23 protein-coding genes are annotated in these 18,159 nt (G+C 40.0%); 1 reads left to right on the top strand and 22 read right to left on the bottom strand.

All coding sequences use genetic code 11. From position 1 onward, the window contains the following. The 20 genes from QM450_RS06805 to QM450_RS06710 all read right to left on the bottom strand — a co-directional run. Positions 1-79, bottom strand: a 79-nt coding sequence (locus tag QM450_RS06805; RefSeq protein WP_414320084.1) for an IS630 transposase-related protein, incomplete at its 3' end; no start/stop codon positions are given. A gap of 204 nt (positions 80-283) precedes the next feature. Next, complete coding sequence (rbfA, locus tag QM450_RS06800; protein ID WP_125389399.1) at positions 284-634, bottom strand: 30S ribosome-binding factor RbfA; 351 nt, start codon at positions 632-634, stop codon at positions 284-286. Between the two features lie 168 nt (positions 635-802). After that, positions 803-3,553 (bottom strand): translation initiation factor IF-2, encoded by a 2,751-nt coding sequence (gene infB / locus QM450_RS06795; RefSeq protein ID WP_414320082.1) that lies wholly within the window; start codon positions 3,551-3,553, stop codon positions 803-805. A gap of 16 nt (positions 3,554-3,569) precedes the next feature. After that, entirely contained in the window at positions 3,570-3,869 is a 300-nt protein-coding gene (locus QM450_RS06790) for a YlxQ-related RNA-binding protein (RefSeq protein ID WP_414320081.1), read from the bottom strand. Next, on the bottom strand, positions 3,862-4,155 hold the full coding sequence (rnpM, locus tag QM450_RS06785; RefSeq protein ID WP_000857562.1) for an RNase P modulator RnpM: 294 nt from the start codon (positions 4,153-4,155) through the stop codon (positions 3,862-3,864). The genes QM450_RS06790 and rnpM overlap by 8 nt, the downstream gene beginning before the upstream one ends. 22 nt (positions 4,156-4,177) lie before the next feature. Beyond that, positions 4,178-5,314 (bottom strand): transcription termination factor NusA, encoded by a 1,137-nt coding sequence (nusA, locus tag QM450_RS06780; RefSeq protein ID WP_049504279.1) that lies wholly within the window; start codon positions 5,312-5,314, stop codon positions 4,178-4,180. Between the two features lie 42 nt (positions 5,315-5,356). Then, positions 5,357-5,836: a ribosome maturation factor RimP gene (gene rimP, locus QM450_RS06775; protein ID WP_414320080.1), complete on the bottom strand. Its 480-nt coding sequence runs from the start codon at positions 5,834-5,836 to the stop codon at positions 5,357-5,359. A 258-nt stretch (positions 5,837-6,094) separates the two neighbouring features. Beyond that, positions 6,095-7,246 (bottom strand): glycoside hydrolase family 3 protein, encoded by a 1,152-nt coding sequence (locus QM450_RS06770; RefSeq protein WP_414320079.1) that lies wholly within the window; start codon positions 7,244-7,246, stop codon positions 6,095-6,097. Positions 7,247-7,422: 176 nt separating this feature from the next. Further along, positions 7,423-8,058, bottom strand: coding sequence for a tRNA (guanosine(46)-N7)-methyltransferase TrmB (trmB, locus tag QM450_RS06765; protein WP_075230032.1), 636 nt, complete (start codon positions 8,056-8,058; stop codon positions 7,423-7,425). Then, positions 8,055-8,849, bottom strand: a complete 795-nt coding sequence (gene ccrZ / locus QM450_RS06760; protein WP_075232002.1) for a cell cycle regulator CcrZ — start codon at positions 8,847-8,849, stop codon at positions 8,055-8,057. Before ccrZ ends, trmB begins: the two co-directional genes overlap by 4 nt. Before the next feature lie 161 nt (positions 8,850-9,010). Beyond that, positions 9,011-9,622, bottom strand: a complete 612-nt coding sequence (locus tag QM450_RS06755; protein WP_414320078.1) for a lysostaphin resistance A-like protein — start codon at positions 9,620-9,622, stop codon at positions 9,011-9,013. Positions 9,623-9,651: 29 nt separating this feature from the next. Further along, positions 9,652-9,900 carry an immunity protein BlpZ gene (gene blpZ, locus QM450_RS06750; protein WP_049549661.1) on the bottom strand — a complete coding sequence of 83 codons (249 nt, stop codon included), beginning with the start codon at positions 9,898-9,900 and terminating at the stop codon, positions 9,652-9,654. A 41-nt stretch (positions 9,901-9,941) separates the two neighbouring features. Further along, positions 9,942-10,649 (bottom strand): lysostaphin resistance A-like protein, encoded by a 708-nt coding sequence (locus tag QM450_RS06745; protein ID WP_414320077.1) that lies wholly within the window; start codon positions 10,647-10,649, stop codon positions 9,942-9,944. Positions 10,650-10,863: 214 nt separating this feature from the next. After that, entirely contained in the window at positions 10,864-11,175 is a 312-nt protein-coding gene (locus QM450_RS06740) for a role in replication (protein WP_414320076.1), read from the bottom strand. 715 nt (positions 11,176-11,890) lie between these two features. Next, positions 11,891-12,295 carry an immunity protein gene (locus QM450_RS06735; RefSeq protein ID WP_414320075.1) on the bottom strand — a complete coding sequence of 135 codons (405 nt, stop codon included), beginning with the start codon at positions 12,293-12,295 and terminating at the stop codon, positions 11,891-11,893. Further along, a complete protein-coding gene (locus tag QM450_RS06730; RefSeq protein ID WP_049527004.1) occupies positions 12,292-12,444 on the bottom strand; it encodes a hypothetical protein in 153 nt (50 codons plus the stop codon). Before QM450_RS06730 ends, QM450_RS06735 begins: the two co-directional genes overlap by 4 nt. A 192-nt stretch (positions 12,445-12,636) precedes the next feature. Continuing rightward, a complete protein-coding gene (locus QM450_RS06725; protein ID WP_281335176.1) occupies positions 12,637-12,993 on the bottom strand; it encodes a hypothetical protein in 357 nt (118 codons plus the stop codon). 101 nt (positions 12,994-13,094) lie between these two features. Then, on the bottom strand, positions 13,095-14,444 hold the full coding sequence (locus tag QM450_RS06720; RefSeq protein WP_414320074.1) for a sensor histidine kinase: 1,350 nt from the start codon (positions 14,442-14,444) through the stop codon (positions 13,095-13,097). Positions 14,445-14,457: 13 nt separating this feature from the next. Next, the gene (locus QM450_RS06715) at positions 14,458-15,195 is read right to left on the bottom strand and encodes a response regulator transcription factor (RefSeq protein WP_414285673.1); all 738 of its coding nucleotides are present in this window, start codon (positions 15,193-15,195) and stop codon (positions 14,458-14,460) included. A 4-nt stretch (positions 15,196-15,199) separates the two neighbouring features. Further along, entirely contained in the window at positions 15,200-15,538 is a 339-nt protein-coding gene (locus QM450_RS06710) for a LytTR family DNA-binding domain-containing protein (RefSeq protein ID WP_414320073.1), read from the bottom strand. 278 nt (positions 15,539-15,816) lie between these two features. On the opposite strand from QM450_RS06710, the gene QM450_RS06705 reads away from it, so the two are divergent. Further along, positions 15,817-16,146, top strand: a complete 330-nt coding sequence (locus QM450_RS06705) for a helicase BlpT (RefSeq protein WP_414320072.1) — start codon at positions 15,817-15,819, stop codon at positions 16,144-16,146. Between the two features lie 177 nt (positions 16,147-16,323). Here the strand turns inward: QM450_RS06705 and QM450_RS06700 are convergent, their stop codons facing one another. Then, complete coding sequence (locus QM450_RS06700) at positions 16,324-17,373, bottom strand: ABC transporter permease (protein ID WP_414320071.1); 1,050 nt, start codon at positions 17,371-17,373, stop codon at positions 16,324-16,326. Beyond that, positions 17,370-18,101: an ABC transporter ATP-binding protein gene (locus QM450_RS06695; protein WP_414320070.1), complete on the bottom strand. Its 732-nt coding sequence runs from the start codon at positions 18,099-18,101 to the stop codon at positions 17,370-17,372. The genes QM450_RS06700 and QM450_RS06695 overlap by 4 nt, the downstream gene beginning before the upstream one ends. Between the last annotated feature and the right edge of the window lie 58 nt (positions 18,102-18,159).

Raw genomic sequence — 18,159 nt, 5'->3', positions numbered from 1 at the left:
TGTGTGATGCTTCTGTTATACTACCTGTTCTCTCACAATAAGCGAGAACTTTTTTACGAAAATCTATTGAATATGCCATAAGAAGATTATACCACATTATGTACTGTTTTAGGTTCAATTGACTATATTTATGAAATTATCATATCATATTTCCTAAAAAAAAAAAGCATTTTCTGATTAGCAAACATTTTATAAATACAGAATCTCATTTTTAAAAGAATATTTTTCCATTTTAAATTCCACCTATTTTCCACACAAAAAAGAGGGTTGCCCCTCTTTCTACTTAGTTTTTATCCAGATTGCGTAGCATCTCGTCAATCTTGTTTCCATACTCTATGGATTCATCTTTGACGAAAGTTAAGTCTGGAATTTTGTACAATTTCAAATTGCGACCCAGTTCACGTTTGATTGTTCCAGTTGCTTTTTCAAGCCCGATTTGAGCTTTTTGGTTATCTGAAGCCAGGTTACTCAAAATAGTGTAGTAAACCTTAGCCATAGATAAGTCCCCTAGCATCTGAACATCAGTGATAGTCACACCTTGGACTCGTGGATCACGGACTTTCTTTTGCAAAATCTCATTGACTTCGCGCTTGATCTCCATGCCCACACGATCCGTACGGAAATGATTTGCCATGCTTTTTTCCTTTCTCTCAATTGAACCAAAAGCTAGGCCAGCAGACCTAGCTTTGTCTAGTAGATAGAGGAACTAGAGCCATTTGAATCTAGGAAACAAGCCTTAGATACAACTACGGGTTCATCAAGGCGCTGTTGACGACGAGTCAAATCGGCTATCGTTTCTCTATTATCGTTTGATTTCTTCCATGATATAGGCTTCAATCACATCATCCATCTTAAGATCATTGTAGCCGTCAATCATGAGACCACCTTCACGGCCGTTTGTAACTTCTTTAACGTCATCTTTATAGTGTTTCAAGCTAGCTAGAGCGCCATCGTAAATAACAACACCATCACGGATAACACGGACTTTAGAGTCACGGGTAACTTTACCGCTGGTAACCATGAATCCTCCGATTGTTCCCACTTTAGATACCTTGAAGGTTTCTCGGATGATCGCTTCACCGATAACTTTTTCTTTAAATTCTGGGTCAAGCATCCCTTTCATAGCTTCTTCCATCTCTTCGATCACCTTGTAGATGATGCTGTGGAGACGGATTTCTACATCGTCAGCTTCTGCTTGTTGACGAGCTTGTGGTGTAGGACGTACGTTGAAACCAACGATAAAGGCATTTGAAGCCTCGGCAAGAGTCACGTCAGATTCGTTGATGGCACCGACAGCTGCATGGACGATAGTCACTTTGACACCTTCCACGTCAATCTTTTGAAGTGAAGCAGAAAGGGCTTCAACAGAACCTTGTACGTCGGCCTTGATAATAACGTTAACTGACTTAAGCTCACCAGCTTTAAGGGTATCAAAGAGGTTTTCAAGGCTGACACGTTGGGTAGCTTGACGTTGTTTCATGAGGGCACGTTTGGCACGTTCTTCACCTGCTGCACGCGCAGATTTCTCATCCTCGTAAACGGCAAAGTGGTCACCTGCCATCGGTGCTTCATTCAAACCTGTGATAGAAACCGGTGTTGATGGTCCAGCAACCTTAACACGACGACCAAGGTCGTTGGTCATAGCACGGACACGACCGAAGGTATTTCCGACAACGATTGGGTCTTGAACATTCAAGGTACCTTGTTGAACAAGAAGGGTTGCGACCGCACCTTTTCCTTTATCCAAGCGCGCTTCGATAACTGTACCGATCGCACGCACTGTTGGGTCTGCCTTGAGTTCTTGGATTTCAGCCACAAGAAGGACTGTTTCCAACAATTCTTCGATATTTTGGTTGAATTTAGCTGAGATTTCAACAAATTCAGAATCTCCACCCCAAGCAGTTGACATAACACCATGCTCTGCCAATTCACCGATAACGCGTTCTGGGTTGGCACCTGGTTTATCAATCTTGTTAATGGCTACGATGATTGGAACGTTGGCCGCTTTTGAGTGGTTGATGGCTTCGATAGTCTGAGGCATAACCCCGTCATCTGCCGCTACGACCAAGATCGTAATATCGGTAACAGAAGCACCACGCGCACGCATAGATGTAAAGGCCGCGTGTCCTGGTGTATCAAGGAAGGTAATCTTCTTGCCATTTTCAACGATTTGGTAGGCACCGATATGCTGCGTGATACCACCCGCTTCACCTGTCGCAACACGAGAATTACGAAGGGTATCTAGGAGTGTTGTTTTACCGTGGTCAACGTGTCCCATGATGGTAACAACTGGTGGACGCTCTACAAGTTCATCTTCATTGAGATAACCATCTTCAGCGAAGAAACGTTCGATATCAGCATTGTCCACTTCAACCTTTTGTTTAGCATCAATACCGTAATCGACCATGAGGAGTTCGATTGTTTCACCGTCTAAGGACTGGTTTTGTGTCGCCATCACGCCCATCATGAAGAGTTTCTTAACAATCTCAGCTGGTTCGCGCTTGATACGTTTTGCAATTTCCGCGACGGTCATACCATCTGTATATTCAAATTCTGTTGGCAATTCATGGAACTTACGCTCTGTAACAGGTTTTGGTGCCTGACTACGGTTGTTTTTGTTATTGCCTTTTTTATTCTTTTTGTTATTGTTCCAGTTACTATTTCTTTGATTTCTCACTTGATTTTGACTACTTCGATTCTTTTGTTGTTTTCTAGGACCATCTTCTTCGTGATCGAAATCATCACGTTCTTTGTCTGGTCGGGCTTGTTTCTTACGACGTGTATCCACTACAGGTTCTTTAGCTGCAGGAGCAACTTCAACCAGTGGTTGAACTGGCTGTACTTGTTCAGCCAATTTAGCAGCTTCTTCAAAGATTTCCTCAGGTTCCTTGCGTTTGTTTGCTTGAGCCAAGGCTTCTTTGGCAGCTTGAGACTGCTTGAAGCGTTCCTCACTTGAACGAGCATATTCTGCATTTTGCTCTGCCTTTAGAGCAGCTGCACGGGCTTTGAAGTCAATGCGTGGTCCTGCTTGATTTGGACGTTTGTCCTCTTGCTTGCGGCGATCATTTCCACGATTTTGCTGACCTTGCTGTTTCTTAGCTTGGTCATTAAAGCGACGATTGTCGCGGTTGCCTTGACCTTGTTTACCACCATTGCGCCCGTCGTTTTTCTGACGGTTTCCGTTTTGTTGTTGGTCACGGTTATTGCCCTTATTTTGCTTGCGTCGTTCAGCCTGCTCTTTTGCACGAGCTTCACGCTCAGCCTTAAAGTTTCGACTCTGCGGTTTTACTGGCGCCACTTTTTCCTCTTTAGGGGCAACAGCTGCTGCTGGTTTTGCCTCTTCCTTAGCGTCAACTGGCTTTGGAGCCACAGGTTTCGATTCTACCTTTGGAGCAGCAGACTTAAAGCTGGCAGCGATTTTTGCAGCGACAGCTTCTTCCACACTTGATGAGTGGCTTTTCACATCCAAGCCCAACTCTTTTGCACGCGCTACAACTTCCTTACTTTCTTTTCCAAGTTCTTTTGCGATTTCGTACAATCTTTTCTTAGACAAATCATGTCCTCCTCTTCTATTCCATAAGAGACCTCATTTTCTTTGTAAATCCAGCATCTGTCACAGCCAAAACCTTTCTTGATTTTCCGACTGCTATGCTTAATTCCAGTGTTGAAAACACGGTAATAACTTCTACTTGATAATAATGACTTTTATCCTGAATCTTCTTGGTCAGGTTGGGACCAGCATCATGGGCGAGAAATACCAACTTGGCCTTGCCGTCTTGAATGGCCTTGACCACCAATTCTTCACCCGAGATGATTTTCCCTGCTCTCTGAGCAAGTCCCAAGAGATTGGCAATTTTTTGTTTATTCAAGTCCTAACTCTCTTCTTTTCACTTTGTGATCGACATAGGCAATCAACTCGTCATAAAAGCTTTCTTCAACTTCCATACTAAAGCTACGGTTAAAGACTTTTTTCTTTTTGGCCTCAAGGGCTTCTGCATTGTCTAGCTTGATATAAGCGCCACGACCATTAGCCTTGCCTGTCGGGTCAATAAAGACCTGTCCTTCTTTGTTCTTGACAATACGGAGTAAATCGCGTTTATCAATCACTTCATTAGACACAACAGACTTGCGCAAAGGGATTTTTCTAGTTTTCATCCTTCCCTCCTCTGATCAGCTTTTATTCTTCGACCAATTCGTCTGTTTCTACCTGGTCAGCTTCTTCTGCTGCTTCCATGGCTTCAAACTCACTTGCAGACTTGATATCGATACGATATCCTGTCAAATGAGCTGCCAAACGAACGTTTTGTCCACGACGACCGATCGCAAGAGAAAGCTTGTTATCTGGCACAACGACCAAGGCACGCTTGCTGTCGTTTTCATCAAAGATAACTTGGTCAACCTCTGCAGGAGCGATAGCGTTGTAGATAAATTCAGCTGGATCGGCTACCCATTCAATAACGTCGATGTTTTCTTCGATTGGAACCATACGATCGCTCTTAGCATCGTAGCGAGCTGGGTGGAATTTGCTAGTAATCTTCTTGATATTCGCTCCACCACGTCCAACGATTGTACCGATAGCGTCTACGTTTGGATTGTGACTGCGAACAGCAACCTTGGTACGGTCACCTGCTTCACGAGCTACGCTCATGATCTCAACAGTTCCGTCATAAACTTCAGGAATTTCTTGTTCCATCAAGCGTTTGATCATTTCAGGGTGGCTACGACTTACAAAGACATTCACTCCACGAGGATTGTCTTCAACCTTGTAGACATAAACTTCGATACGATCATGAGAAGCAAAAACTTCTCCAGGAATTTGGTCTTGTTTTGACAATTGTGCTTCGATGCTGCCAAGGTTGACATAGATAAAGCGATTGTCGAAGCGCTCCACTGTACCTGACATGATTTCTTGTTCATGCTCTTTGTAAGTATTGTAGGTAATGGCACGTGTTTGCTTGCGCATTTTTTCCATGATGGTTTGTTTGGCAGATTGGGCTGCTACACGACCAAACTCTCCTGGTGCTTCTTCAAATTTAATCTTGTCCCCAAGCTCGTAGGCTGAGTTAATGGCAAGAGCATCTTTCAAGCTAATTTCCAAACGGCTATCAAATACTTCATCAACAACTTCACGAACAGTATAAACTGTAAAGTCACCTGTTTTTTCGTTGAAATCAATGGCTACACTATCAGACTGCCCATAGCGTCTGCGATAGGCTGAACGAAGTGATTCCACCACTGCATCAATGATGTCTTCTTTTTTGATTCCCTTGTCTTCTTCCAAAATGCGGAAGGCCTCTAGCATTTCTTTACTCATCTTCTATTCACTTTTGAATCTTCAAAAGCTTCCTTTCTTTTACTATAATTTTACTGCTAAACGTGCTTTTGATACCAAACTGTATGGGATTTGGACTGTTTTCTTACGAGTCTTGTCCATATACTCCATAGTTAACTCATCCTCTTCAAAGGCTAGCAAGGTTCCTTCAAAGACCTTTTGCTTATCGATGGCTTGGTAAAGTCCAATATGGATGTATTTCCCAACTGCTCCAGCGACTGCTTCCTTGGTTTTCAAAGGACGCTCCAAGCCTGGACTGGTGATTTCTAGGAAATATTGTTCTGGGAAGGGATCTGGCTTGATAGTATCTAGGACAGGACTGATAATCTCTGTCAAGTCCGCTGTGTCGTTCAAGGTAATTCCCTCTGGTTTATCTACAAAAATACTAAGAATCATGTCACTGCCAATCTTTCCGTACTCGATATCCACGAGTTCAAAGGGAGCTTCAATGACAGGTTCTACGACTTCTCTGACTAATTCTACGATAGTTGCGATTGCGTCCACCTCCTCATAAGCAAGAGGCGAAGATATTTCCCCGCCTCACTTTCTCATATTCTTACTTACAGTATAGCACTTTTAAATACTTATGTAAAGTATAAGCACTCAGAAGGCTTGATTTTAAGCTTTTTCTTAAAATTCTGCACAATTTTATAGAAAGATATCCATTATGGAAAGATATCACCTTACCAAGCAATCTGAATTCCTTACAAATCAACTATTCCGCATCCAAGCAGCTGATCCTTTTCTAGCCGTCTCCCCTCTTTACTGCAAAGTCCCTAATATCCCCAAGTCATATTTCCAAGATAAAATACGTCTCACAGACTCATCAATACGCTCTTCTGTCAGATCTCCTGAGGAGACTTTCTTTAATAAATAAGGAATCTGAGTTTGGTACGAAGATCCTAAAATCAAATCATTACCCGCTAAAATTGCTTGAAGGGCAGCTTCATCCTGATTGACAAAATCAGCCAATCCTGCCATATCGAGATCATCCGTCATAATAACTCCATTGAAGTGGAGTTCTTTGCGAAGAATATCATTGATTTTTGGTGAGATCGATGACGGAACAGTATCAATCTTGGATAGAATATTGTGCGAAACCAAAACACTATCCGCACCTGCATCTATGCCAGCTTGAAAAGGTAGCAAATCCGCTTGTCTTAACTCATCCAAGGATCGATTGTCTTGGATAATGTCGGTATGACTGTCTCCATTGTCTCCATATCCAGGAAAATGCTTCAAGGTTGACCCAACCTTGTTTTTTTGAAGTTCTGTTACAACCTGCCCAACATAACTTGCAGTCGTTTGGGCATCTTGTCCAATGGTTCGATCATAGATGAAGGCTGATGGATTGCTGGCAAGATCTGCAACTGGAAAGAGTCCAGCATTGATACCAACAGATTTTAGTAGCTCTGCCTTCTGCCTAGTATCAGAACGGATTGCCTCCATCCCACCCTTTTGATAAAGTTCCAAAGGAGATTGGAAAGGAGTCTCTAAAATCGAACTGATACGAGTCACGGTTCCGCCTTCTTCATCTGAACCAATCAATAAAGGAGTCTTTGAAGCAGCTTGGTAGCGACTTGTCAAAACTTTCATATCCTCTAAGGTTCGTCCTTCAAAATCTCGTCCAAATAAGATATAACCTCCAAAATGATAGGATTGAAGGTCTTCTAGCTGATGACTAGAAGGAATCCTAGCCCAGAATAACTGGCCTACTTTTTCTTCCAAAGTCATCCTGACTAATCTATCTTCAACAACCTTATTCTTTTCTATTTCACTAGTTTGAGTAGTTTTCTCAGTTTTTTCTGCTTGCGACACCACTTGTCTATGATGTTGATAGTCGGACAAAATTAAACCACCTATCACAAGGAAAAAGAAAAAATAGACTACAATCGGTTTTATTCTTCTTCTCATAACTCCTTCATTATACCACTTATCTGGTTGCAAGTATACAGTTACCAAAATCTCGAATGAACTAACAGCAAACTAAAAGAGCTTAGCCCGTGCAATAGAGAACTAAACCCTTGGAAAAATTATATATCTAACTTTTTTGGTTATGATAAAATTTTTGATTGATATATTTTTTTACATTAAAACTGAGCCTCAACTCGGTAGATAACTTGACCCTTACTTGAGAATTTTTCTTCATATTCAGTCATGACATTACCTTCAAAGTCGCTGGCGTGCAAATCTAACCAAACTCCATTGAGCTTCATGCCATATTGAGAAAAACTCACTAGGCTGTATTCAAACAAGCCACGATTATCTGTCTTGAAATGAATCTCACCGTGTTCAGGCAAGATACGCTTGAAGGTATCCAAGAAACTCTTATAGGTTAGACGACGCTTTTCATGGCGCTTTTTAGGCCACGGATCTGAAAAGTTTAGGTACAAGCGATCAATCTCACCATCTTCAAAGTAGTCGGTCAAATCAGAACCATCAACCCACAATAATTTAATATTAGGTACAGCGACTTCCAAAACCTTGTCCAAGGCATAACTCAAAACAGACTTTTGAATATCAATCCCGATATAGTTGATATTAGGGTTTTGCTTGGCCATACCTGACACAAAGGCTCCCTTACCACTACCAACCTCAACATGGATAGGATTGTCATTTCCAAAGAGGTCTCGCCATTTTCCTTTGGCTTCTAAAGGATTTAAGACAACATACTGAGGATTAGCCTCTAGTAATTCTGTTGCCCCTTTACGATTTCTAACTCTCATCTCTTCTTTCCATACTTGTCACGGAAGATACGCAAGGCATAAATCTCCCGATTGACATTTTCTAGATCTTCATTTGTATAATATTTGGCAATCTGACTCAAGAAGGATAACTGAGCATACCAAAATAGTTTGTTGATGACTGTTTGGTTGTATTTGTAACCGTAATAAGTCAACCACTCTTTCCACTGATAGTCTGGAATATAGTGACATAGCATATGCGCTACATCAAACATGCGATCCGTTAAGCGAACGGAATCCCAATCCACTAAATAAATAAGACCGCTCTCTGTCTCAATCCAATTACTATGTCGTACATCTCCATGAACGATCGTTGCATAATCTTCCCTAAAGTTTGGCAAACTTCCTCGCAAATCCTCTACTACCATTCTTAGATATTGATTGTTCTTCAAGGATTCTGGAGCATCTTTTAACCAAGCCTGAAGCAAGTCAAAAGGTGTTTCTAAAGAATAGCCCAAACGAGTCAATTGCGTCATCAAAGGACGCGAACGATGCAAGCGGCTCAAAATATTGATAATCTGCTTGCGATTCATATCATAAGGGGTCAAAATTTTACCATTCAACCATTCTTGGGCACACATATCACGCCCATCCGATAAACGGCGAGTCCATAATAATTGAGGAGCGATTTGTTCCTTGGCTAAACCAGGTAGGATTGGAGAGGTGTTCATTTTAATAAAGACGCGCTTCCCATTAGGGTAGCTTCCCATATAAGCTTTCCCGCTTTTCCCAGGTATAGGGGTCAGCGTTAGCTCAATATCACCCAAGTCCATTTCTTTCCTCCGTATAAAGTTTCCTTACTATTCTACTAGTTTTTAGCCTATTCGTCAACCAGTCCAGACCTGATTCTCAAATAAAAGCCTCTGGGGTGGTTTGGGCTATCATTATAGAAAGAAAAAGGTAAGCACAATCTCCTACTTACCTTTCATGATTTTTATAAATAATATAAGAGTGGCCAACTGTTGTAAAACATGTGGACTAGAGTAGAAACCCATAGATTTTGGCTCTTTTTATAAGCAAAGCCTAGCAACAAGCCCCCAAGTAGATAAAAAATAAACGAAGGGACATTATAAGGTCCATGCATGAAAGAAAAGAGAGAGGAAGTTAGAACAAGCCCTAACCACGAATTATCAAAAACCGCACCCTGAAGAAGTCCTCTGAAAATGAGTTCCTCCTGGATGGGTCCAAAAACTGCGGTAGTCAAAATCAAAGACAGGGAAATTCCTCTGCTGACTTCCGCCAAGTGTTGAACTCCTGCGCCAGAAGAAACAGCGAAGAAACGAATATAAACTAGCGTCTCAAGCACACTTAGAAAAAAGATTCCAATGAAAAGCAAAAGTTGTTTCCTGCTTAACCTCCCAAAAGAAATCATTTCAAACTGTCTAGCATAAGCAACACTCAGCGATGTTACAAGAAGACTTACAATAATCAGTGCAGACTCATTTTGAAAAAAATCCCCATGGTTAATCGTATAAGGAACTGTAATGACGATTATTAGTACTAAAAATCCAAAACATAAGGCATGAAATTTATCAAAAAACTCCATCAAATTATCCTCCTCACCAAACAGACTTCCTACAAGTCATCCTTTAGTTCTAGCCTTTCCAAAACAAACCATTTTAACAACCAAAATCCGACCACATAGCCAGCCCCTAAGAATATAGCTATTAAAGCTAACATGGGATTCAGGAAATAAAAAACCACCACAGATACAAAGGTTAGCACAAAAACATTAAAGGCAATGGTGTCAGAAGCCAAGTCTAGAATATAGGGCGTCAACCAGTCTAAGGTTTTTGAATCTAAGAAAAATAAGTGTTTATATATGATGACCTCCTCTATGGCTGAAAAGCAAGCCTTTGGTTTTTTTACCCCAAGACCCTATGTAGAAAAGTGAGCAAAAATGGTAAGTTTGCAATGATATTATTGATGATATGAATCGTATAAGAAGGATAGATAATCTTGGTATAGCGTGTCAAACCACCAAATATACACCCAACTGCTGTATAAACCAGAAGGTCTAGTAGACTAGGAAAACTTGAAAAATGAGGTAAGGCGAATAAAACTGACGGAAATAGAACATCCAGTCCCCATCTTGAATTCTTAAAGAAGGCATGTTGAAGCAGTCCCCTACATACCAATTCTTCCATCAGAGGTCCTAGTACGATTAAGGTTAGGTAAACACCGAACTCCGCAAAATTGGTCTCACTATAGACAATAAACAAATTCCAACCTTCGTTTGTCCCCTGAACGTGTTTAGCTGTCAGATAGTTAAAGCATATAAGTACGACAGCTGTTAACACCGTCAGAACAGAATAACTCAACCACTTTTTCCTAGGGATACAAAAGAGATAAGCATGACCCGACCTGATCAAAATCCAAACCATCAGGCCGATAAAGAGAAGGCTGATGATGTTTCGAATCCAGATGATGTTTCGAATCCAGATGAGATTTCCTACCCAAGATGAAAACTCCCAATAATTTCTCCAAAATTGGGTTGTCCAAAACAAGCCGAAAAACAAAAATAAATAAGAAAGGACTGCACTTGTTTTGAAAAGAATAGAATATTTTTTCATAGAAATTCCCTAATGGCTTTGCTATCGTAACTGCCAACAATTATCATTTAATCCTCCAGCATTCAGTCTCGGTAGCTTTCACCATGACTTTGATAATCCAATACATCTACCCTTGTGTACTTTTGTTGCTGCTAAAAACTTTATATTTTTCATCATCTAGGCAGTCAATTCTTTTCAAAATGATAGACCATCATCTTTTTTCTACCTAATTATTTTATAATACTTGATACTCTCGATGAAAAGTTGTGGCAGATACCACTCTATGATTTGTGAGGTCAAGATAATCTCCTGGATAGCCAAGGACATACATACTATAACCAGCAAAACCTCCTCCTGCTGTTCCGACTAACCCAATTTTGAGATTGGTTGCAAGAGAAGACTGAAGTCCTGCCATTAAAATTCGGACATGATTGTCTAGCCATACTATGTAATTCTTTTGCAAGGCGTCTTCTACCCAACTTGGTTTAGGAGTATCTTTACCAATTTCCCAAACTTCTACTATTTTATTTTTATATTTTGCTTGCATCTTTTTAATCTTTCTTTTAAGATTCTCACAGGGTTTTTATGTTCTTCTTACCTGGTCTATGTTTTAACAGACTATAGATCGTAACAGGAGTACTCACCAATACCACAATATTTCTCCAGAGTTCATTAGAAATCAAGAGTACTCTTATACAAAGAACAAGCGATATCAATATCACTACAACTCGGGCAAATAAATCTAACAATTCGACATACTTTTTCATATGATTCCTCCATTTAGAATCATCAAAATAAAGATGCAAGAATTTTGCATTTCACAGATAATACTTAGAAGATATTAATTTGAAACCATTCATCCTATTTAGATGATCCATTCTAGACCTATAAAACTTCTATGTTCAAGATTCAAAGTGGCTGTTTCTCCATTTTTTTATTGAACTTAATGAAGATATAAACCGAAACAAAGTATGCTAGTGCGTCCATTACATAATACCACTCATTTCCCCTAAGCGGATAAAGACAAGTTTGCATGATTACATACAAGATGACAATCGTTATTATTTTTTTCGTCATAAGAATCACTCCTTTATTTCTATTTAGCATTGGTATCCTTGTGATTTTTCACTTTTAGTATAGCACTACTTTTTTAGGCTTTGCATCCAAATCTTAAATGGTCATCAAAAACTCTTAAATTGCAAGAACCCCTCTTGAAAAATCCCGTAGTCTGAACACACTGCCTGTAAGTTCTTTTTGTGATCTTACTTTTTATAATACTTCAAGCCCCAAATGAGCAGCAGCATGATGATTAAGCAGAGAACGGCACCAATATAACCAATCAGTTGTTGATAGGATTCTGCCGCCGTCATACCTCTATACAAACCGATAATAGACATAAAACCTGTCAATCCGATGAACATGAGTTGATTGGTTCTAGGATTGACCAACTCATCATCTTCAAACTTTCTCACTCTCATTTCTCTAGTGAGGTAAACAATCACCAAAATAGAAGCCAAGTTGATAATCACTAGAAGCAATTGGAAAACCAAGGAAAAATGTAAAAACTGACGAGATAGAAATAGATAAGTAGAGACAAGCAAGGGCAACTGACCTAGGAACAATCTCGCAAGGAAGATGTTCCGTTTTTTAGCAAGAATAGTTTTCATTTCTTTGCTCCTTTCTTTTTCATTAAAGCAAAATAGATTATAACTGCAATCAGATAGGCTATGGTATAAAATAAATGATACCAATTACTATCCCCAAGAGGAGACATGATTAGATACAAGATGAAAATGACAAGTATTTTTTTCTTCATAAAATTTCCTCCTAAATGTGTGCTTTATCTTAGTTGAGTTACAACCTTTATACTGCTAGTATAGCACTCCTTTTGACCTTAATTCTCCCAAATCATGAATGGTCATCAAAACCTCCTAAATTGTAGAAAAAAAGCAAGCACGGAAAATATGCTTGCCCTAATAACACCTAACAAATCAAAATGTACTTAACTTTACTTCCCTTTTTTCTGATACATTCTCATGATAGCTAGGACGAGAAAGGCTAGCCAGCTTGCTAAAACTAGAAGGGTGAGGCCTGTATGTAAGATTTCAGGTGTCCTCTCTATTCGGCTGATGAGACGGACTAAGGACACCACTGCCATCTGAATGAGGAGCAAGGATTCTGCCCTAATCAATGATGTCTGCTGATTTTCAACTGCATGTAAAAAGGCTGGCAGCAAGACACAGGTTGAAACAATTATAATCAGATTAGCTCCTGTACCTTCTCCTTCGTTGACTAGAGAAAACATGAGAAGATTGGATAGGATGATCAGTACAGAACAAGCTATAAAATAAAATTTCTGGTTCATTTGTTTTTCCTCGAATATTATAAAAAGTCAGGTTGGATAAGGATAAATCGTTGCAGTGTTTTTCAACCTAAAATGCCACGGTTCTCTTGTTCACACATTCTCTAATCAGAACTTGACAGCAAATGAACCGCCAAAACCTGACGAAAGACTTGGTCTTGACAGGTGGTATTGAGACTGGCATTGGGATAACTTTCCACAATTTTCATGACGGTATAGAGACCAACACCTCGGCCCTTCCCTTTAGAACTAACTCCAAAAGAGAATATTTCAGAAACATCTATCCCCTCTTCTTTGATGGAGTTTTCAATGATAAAGGTCTCCTGTGCTCCATTTTTTATAAAGGCGATTGAGACATGAGGCTGACTGGCCTCTACACTAGCTTCAATAGCATTGTCACATAGGATAGACACAATAGTCAGAAAATCAAGCAGACTCATACTCTCGACTTGAATTTCCTCAGGAACTTCGACATTAAAGACAATATCCTTTTCTCTGGCTTTTAGAAATTTGCCTGCTAGGAGACTTTTGAGGGCACGGTCCCGAACATTCACCAATCGTCCAAGGTCATATTTATTGTCCTGCAATTTCTGACTGGAGTCCTTCAAGACGGAGTCGTAGACCTCTTTTATCTGCTCCATATCCTCCTCTTCAATGCCCAGACGTAAGCTGGTCAAGAGGTTAGTGTAGTCATGGCGAAAACTCCGTACTTCCTTGTAAAGTTCCTCTATATGCCGACTATAGCGTTCCATATCTCTATAGCGCAAGGTCTGCTCTTGGTCCAATCTCTCATGGAGTTTGTCCTTCAAATAGGTATCCAGCTTTTTGATAATCCCCATAAAAAAGAGTAGGTAAAACACTAGGATGAGATGGCGAACAGTCGTTGATTGAATACCTTGTTCATATTCAAAGAAAGACAGACTTTGCATCACTAGATAGTAAGCCCCCATTATCCAGTTAATCTTAGTCAGGGACTTTTGAAAACCTTTATCTAGAATCTCCTTTCTCAAGTTAGTGAAATCATAGTCCAACCATTTCAAAAAGACTAAAACTATGAAGCAAACGAATATCGTCATCAATAAAAAGATAGGATTGCTATCTTTATCTACAATTTCTTGTCCCCAAAATGGAAGCACAAAATAGGAGACCCCTCTATAAAAGAGATTCACCAATATCATTGGAAAGAGACCATAAAAGAAGAGGAGTTTTTTAGGAAGCCCTCTTAACAGTAAGAAAGACAAGCCGATGCCATACAAGGGTTCCATAAAATAAAATAGGAAACTATCTCCTACCATATAGCCAATCATTAAAAAAACAAAGGCCAACAGTATCTTAAAAAGAAAGGCTTTAAAAATCCTCTCAAAAGTGAGACCAATTCCATCCACCTTAAAGAAAATGACAATTTCTAGTCCATGAGTAATAAGTGTATACAATAATATCCAAGCAATATTCATAAACTCTCCTAGCTCAATGCAAGTTATTGATAGCTTCAGACACTTCCCTGACCTTATAACGCGCTATCATACAGCTTCCACCATTGGGAAAGTAAAGAAGTTTTTCTTTTTTATCCAAACGAACCACATTGGCAGGATTGATGAGAAAAGAGCGATGGCACTGCAAGAGACGGGGCTCCTGCTTGAGAACCTCCTCTAAACTCGCCGTAAATTCCAACCTATCTGTCTTGGTATAGAGAATAACACGATGGGGTCTTGGAGACGTTTCGAGATAGTAAACCTCTTTAAAAGGATACTGGAATTGAGCAAATTTTGATTTAAAGTAAAAGCAATCTTCCGCCAGGCTTTTACTATCTTGACTATTGGCATAGAGAAGGGCTGTTTCAATCCGAGATTCAAACTCCTCTGCCGAAAGGGCCTTATCAATGTAGTCCAAAGCTGACACTTGGTAGCGAAAGGACAGGGGCATAAACTCTGAGTGTGTCGTCACAAAGACGATTAGAGCATAAGGATCCCGATCCCGAATCTTTCTAGCCACTTCTAGTCCCTTCATCTCTTCATTTCGAATCTCAATGTCCAAAAAGAAAAGCTGATGCGCCCCCTTCTCATGCACCTCTACCAGCAGTTGGTCTGGTTTCCCAAAGACTTCAAAAGAACTGGGAATGATACTCTGTTTTTTCAAAAGTTTTTCAATTGTCGTTTCAATTCTTGCTTGTTGGGAAAAATCATCTTCTAAAACAAAAATTCTCATCTTCTTACTCTCCTTCTTTCAACCATTTTTGGCGAATTTCTCTATAACGACGTCTGGAATACTGAACAGCATATCGACCTTCTTCTCCAAGAAAAAGAGTCTTTGATTGGAGTTCCATGGATTTTACTCGTTCAAGGTTGACCAGACAATTCCGATGACATCTCGTTAAGGTTTCCCCATATTGTTTCTCAAGCTTGCTTAAATTTTGAAACAGATCAAAGCTAGCTTCTTCAGTAACAATCTGCACAGTATGGGCTTTACTTGGATGCGTTTGGATGTAGTAGATATCCTTTATGTTTAATTTGAAAATTTCTTTCTCTTTTTGAATGATGATATAGTTCATGGCTAAAACCTCCTGAAGAGAGGATACCATAAATCTAGAAACTATTTTTCACCAAATCCTAAACGGTTCTTAAAAATTCCTAAAGAGTTGAAGTTTTTACAAAATAACTATGATAACCTTACAACTATTTTATCATAAAATCTCGCTATTACCATTCAGGAAATTTCAATGACAATTAAAGATTTGAAGGTAAAAAAAGAGTAAAAAGTGATAGGCTAGGATTATAGAAAGACAAAGGCTTAAAACATCTTTAAAACCATTACAAAGGAGGAATTCTCATGACAGATATAGACCCCATCAAAAGAGCTCAGACTTTGATTACTGACTTAAACAAAGCCTACCAAGCATGCAAACAGGCAACCGCTGACGACGTCCGCTTTCAGGAGCAATTAAACTCTATTCTTGGTTTTTTAGCCAAGGCTGAGACAGTAGATAATCGAGTCTTGATTGAACTGGAAAAATTTTACCAGACTTCCAGTCTTCTCGTGGGACTCAGCGCTCTTGATCCAGATGCTCCAACTCGCGCCGCTTGGCGAGCCTATGACCGTTTTCACTTTGACCAAGTCAAGACCAAGTTGAGTCTCTACGGACCAACCATTATCCTGTAGTAACTAAAAAGAAGCTGAGACAGATTGAACTCAACTTCTTTTTTAGTATCATATAAGCAATATTATACTCAATGAAAATCAAAGAGCAAACTAGGAAGCTAGCCGCAGGTTGCTCCAAGCACTGCTTTGAGGTTGCAGATGGATGCTGACCTAGTTTGAAGAGATTTTCGAAGAGTATTAGTCCTGCATCTGACGTTTCACCTGATAAGGGAGATACAAGATTTGCAAGACCAATCCAGCTCCAAGCAGGGCTAGAAGGGCTAGTTTTTCTTGGAGGGTAATCAAACCAACTACCAGTTGAACCAATAAAACAAAACCAGTCAATCCTCGGACAACTGCCTGTAATCCCCTTTCCTTTTTACCTTTGCCTAGCGGGAAAAGTTGAGTCAAATATTGGTAATCAAAGGCATGATAGAGGGCCAATAACTGGAAGAGCAGGAGATAGTTAAATAAAACTACCACTGCTGTCGCTATCCAAGCTTGCTCGATAAAGATCAATGCCAGCAAAGATAGGAAGAGGAGACGAAGACTGAGGGCAAAAAGATCTCCATTTCGCAGATAAGAACGAAGATAGAGATTCTGCCAAATCTTGCTCGGCACCTTCTGAACTGCTTTTAGGATAACATCTAGATAAGCTCGTCGCTTGACGCTGTTTGAAATTCCCTTAACTTGGGTAAAGAGGGCAAAGAAGCGAAGTAAGAACTGCTTGCGTTTACTTTCTTGGGCAATCACATAGTCCCAGTCCAGATGATTTGCACTAAAAAACTTGCCAGCTTTTTTCTGAAATAGGAAATATTTCCCGACTCCCAACAGAAGAACATAGACCCCAAAAACACCTAAGCCTAAGCCCATGGCTAAAAATAACGGAGCAAAAAAGAGCAAAAAGAGAGTCTGTACACTGACCCAAAAGATGAAGGAAACTAGACTTTGCTTCTGGATGTGTTCTCTCACTTCTTCTTCTGCCACTAAGAGAAAGAGCTTATCAGGCGCTTCCACATAGGTCGCTATTCCTCCCCAAAGCAAAAGCAAAACAGAGGTAATACCTACAAACAAAAGGATAGGCCAATGATTTTCAGGAAAATGCTGGAGCAGCTGACTATACTGATAGGCTAGAAAACCTACTAAGACCAGTAAAAACAAGACAAAGTGGTCATTGAGCACATATCGAAGATAACCGACACACTCTTTACGAAAAGCCTGCTTTCGCTTTAGAAACAAGTCTTTCATCGGTCCTCCTCTTTGGTCAAAGCCAAATAGATATCATTGAGACTTGCTTCTGGCATGGCAAAAGCTTGTCTCAGCTCTTCAAGATCCCCTTTAGCTCTGACTTGACCTTTGTGGAGAATGACAAAAGAATCACACATTTTTTCAGCAGAGTCAAGAACGTGAGTACTCATGAGGATCGACTTCCCTTTTTTCTTTTCAAGATCCAAAAGCTGAATCAAGTCCGAAATTGCCAAGGGATCAAGACCAAGGAAAGGTTCATCGACGATAAAGAGACTCGGATCCACGACAAAGGCACAGATAATCATAACCTTCTGTTTCATCCCTTTTGAAAAATGAACAGGAAACCAATCTAATTTCTGATCCAAACGAAACATTTTTAAAAGAGGTTCTACACGTTCAAAAGCTAGGTTTTGCTCAATACCATAGGCCATGGCAACCGTCTCGATATGTTCTCTGAGAGTCAATTCCTCGTACAAACTAGGAGTTTCAGGAATGTAACCAATCTGCTGACGATATTCACGAGGATTGGCACCTAAGGTTAGTCCGTCGATGCTTATTTCTCCACTATAAGGTGTCAACAAACCGATAATTTCATTGATTGTCGTCGATTTACCAGCACCATTGAGCCCAATCAAACCGACCAACTGCCCACTTTCAACTGTAAAGGACACATCTTTCAAGACAGGGACATGGACATAGCCCCCTGTCAGGTTTTTAATTTCTAACATATTTTCTCCAAATCTGGTATAATGTAGCTATATTATATCAAAATTCAATACAGTAGAG

The sequence above is a fragment of the Streptococcus infantis genome (genome assembly GCF_047464615.1).
GTDB lineage: Bacteria > Bacillota > Bacilli > Lactobacillales > Streptococcaceae > Streptococcus > Streptococcus infantis_Y.
The sequence above is the reverse complement of the archived record's forward strand: the minus strand, read 5'-3'. Positions and strand labels throughout refer to the sequence as shown.

What these genes read in the sequence shown, in the direction of transcription:
- QM450_RS06770 (WP_414320079.1), bottom strand. Translation starts at nt 7,246, where the DNA reads ATGAGAAGAAGAATAAAACCGATTGTAGTCTATTTTTTCTTTTTCCTT.
- QM450_RS06705 (WP_414320072.1), top strand. Translation starts at nt 15,817, where the DNA reads ATGACAGATATAGACCCCATCAAAAGAGCTCAGACTTTGATTACTGAC.
- QM450_RS06715 (WP_414285673.1), bottom strand. Translation starts at nt 15,195, where the DNA reads ATGAGAATTTTTGTTTTAGAAGATGATTTTTCCCAACAAGCAAGAATT.
- QM450_RS06700 (WP_414320071.1), bottom strand. Translation starts at nt 17,373, where the DNA reads ATGAAAGACTTGTTTCTAAAGCGAAAGCAGGCTTTTCGTAAAGAGTGT.
- QM450_RS06720 (WP_414320074.1), bottom strand. Translation starts at nt 14,444, where the DNA reads ATGAATATTGCTTGGATATTATTGTATACACTTATTACTCATGGACTA.
- nusA (WP_049504279.1), bottom strand. Translation starts at nt 5,314, where the DNA reads ATGAGTAAAGAAATGCTAGAGGCCTTCCGCATTTTGGAAGAAGACAAG.
- QM450_RS06755 (WP_414320078.1), bottom strand. Translation starts at nt 9,622, where the DNA reads ATGGAGTTTTTTGATAAATTTCATGCCTTATGTTTTGGATTTTTAGTA.
- QM450_RS06710 (WP_414320073.1), bottom strand. Translation starts at nt 15,538, where the DNA reads ATGAACTATATCATCATTCAAAAAGAGAAAGAAATTTTCAAATTAAAC.
- rnpM (WP_000857562.1), bottom strand. Translation starts at nt 4,155, where the DNA reads ATGAAAACTAGAAAAATCCCTTTGCGCAAGTCTGTTGTGTCTAATGAA.
- QM450_RS06735 (WP_414320075.1), bottom strand. Translation starts at nt 12,295, where the DNA reads ATGAAAACTATTCTTGCTAAAAAACGGAACATCTTCCTTGCGAGATTG.
- ccrZ (WP_075232002.1), bottom strand. Translation starts at nt 8,849, where the DNA reads ATGGACTTGGGTGATATTGAGCTAACGCTGACCCCTATACCTGGGAAA.
- QM450_RS06740 (WP_414320076.1), bottom strand. Translation starts at nt 11,175, where the DNA reads ATGCAAGCAAAATATAAAAATAAAATAGTAGAAGTTTGGGAAATTGGT.
- QM450_RS06745 (WP_414320077.1), bottom strand. Translation starts at nt 10,649, where the DNA reads ATGAAAAAATATTCTATTCTTTTCAAAACAAGTGCAGTCCTTTCTTAT.
- QM450_RS06725 (WP_281335176.1), bottom strand. Translation starts at nt 12,993, where the DNA reads ATGAACCAGAAATTTTATTTTATAGCTTGTTCTGTACTGATCATCCTA.
- QM450_RS06695 (WP_414320070.1), bottom strand. Translation starts at nt 18,101, where the DNA reads ATGTTAGAAATTAAAAACCTGACAGGGGGCTATGTCCATGTCCCTGTC.
- QM450_RS06730 (WP_049527004.1), bottom strand. Translation starts at nt 12,444, where the DNA reads ATGAAGAAAAAAATACTTGTCATTTTCATCTTGTATCTAATCATGTCT.
- trmB (WP_075230032.1), bottom strand. Translation starts at nt 8,058, where the DNA reads ATGAGAGTTAGAAATCGTAAAGGGGCAACAGAATTACTAGAGGCTAAT.
- rbfA (WP_125389399.1), bottom strand. Translation starts at nt 634, where the DNA reads ATGGCAAATCATTTCCGTACGGATCGTGTGGGCATGGAGATCAAGCGC.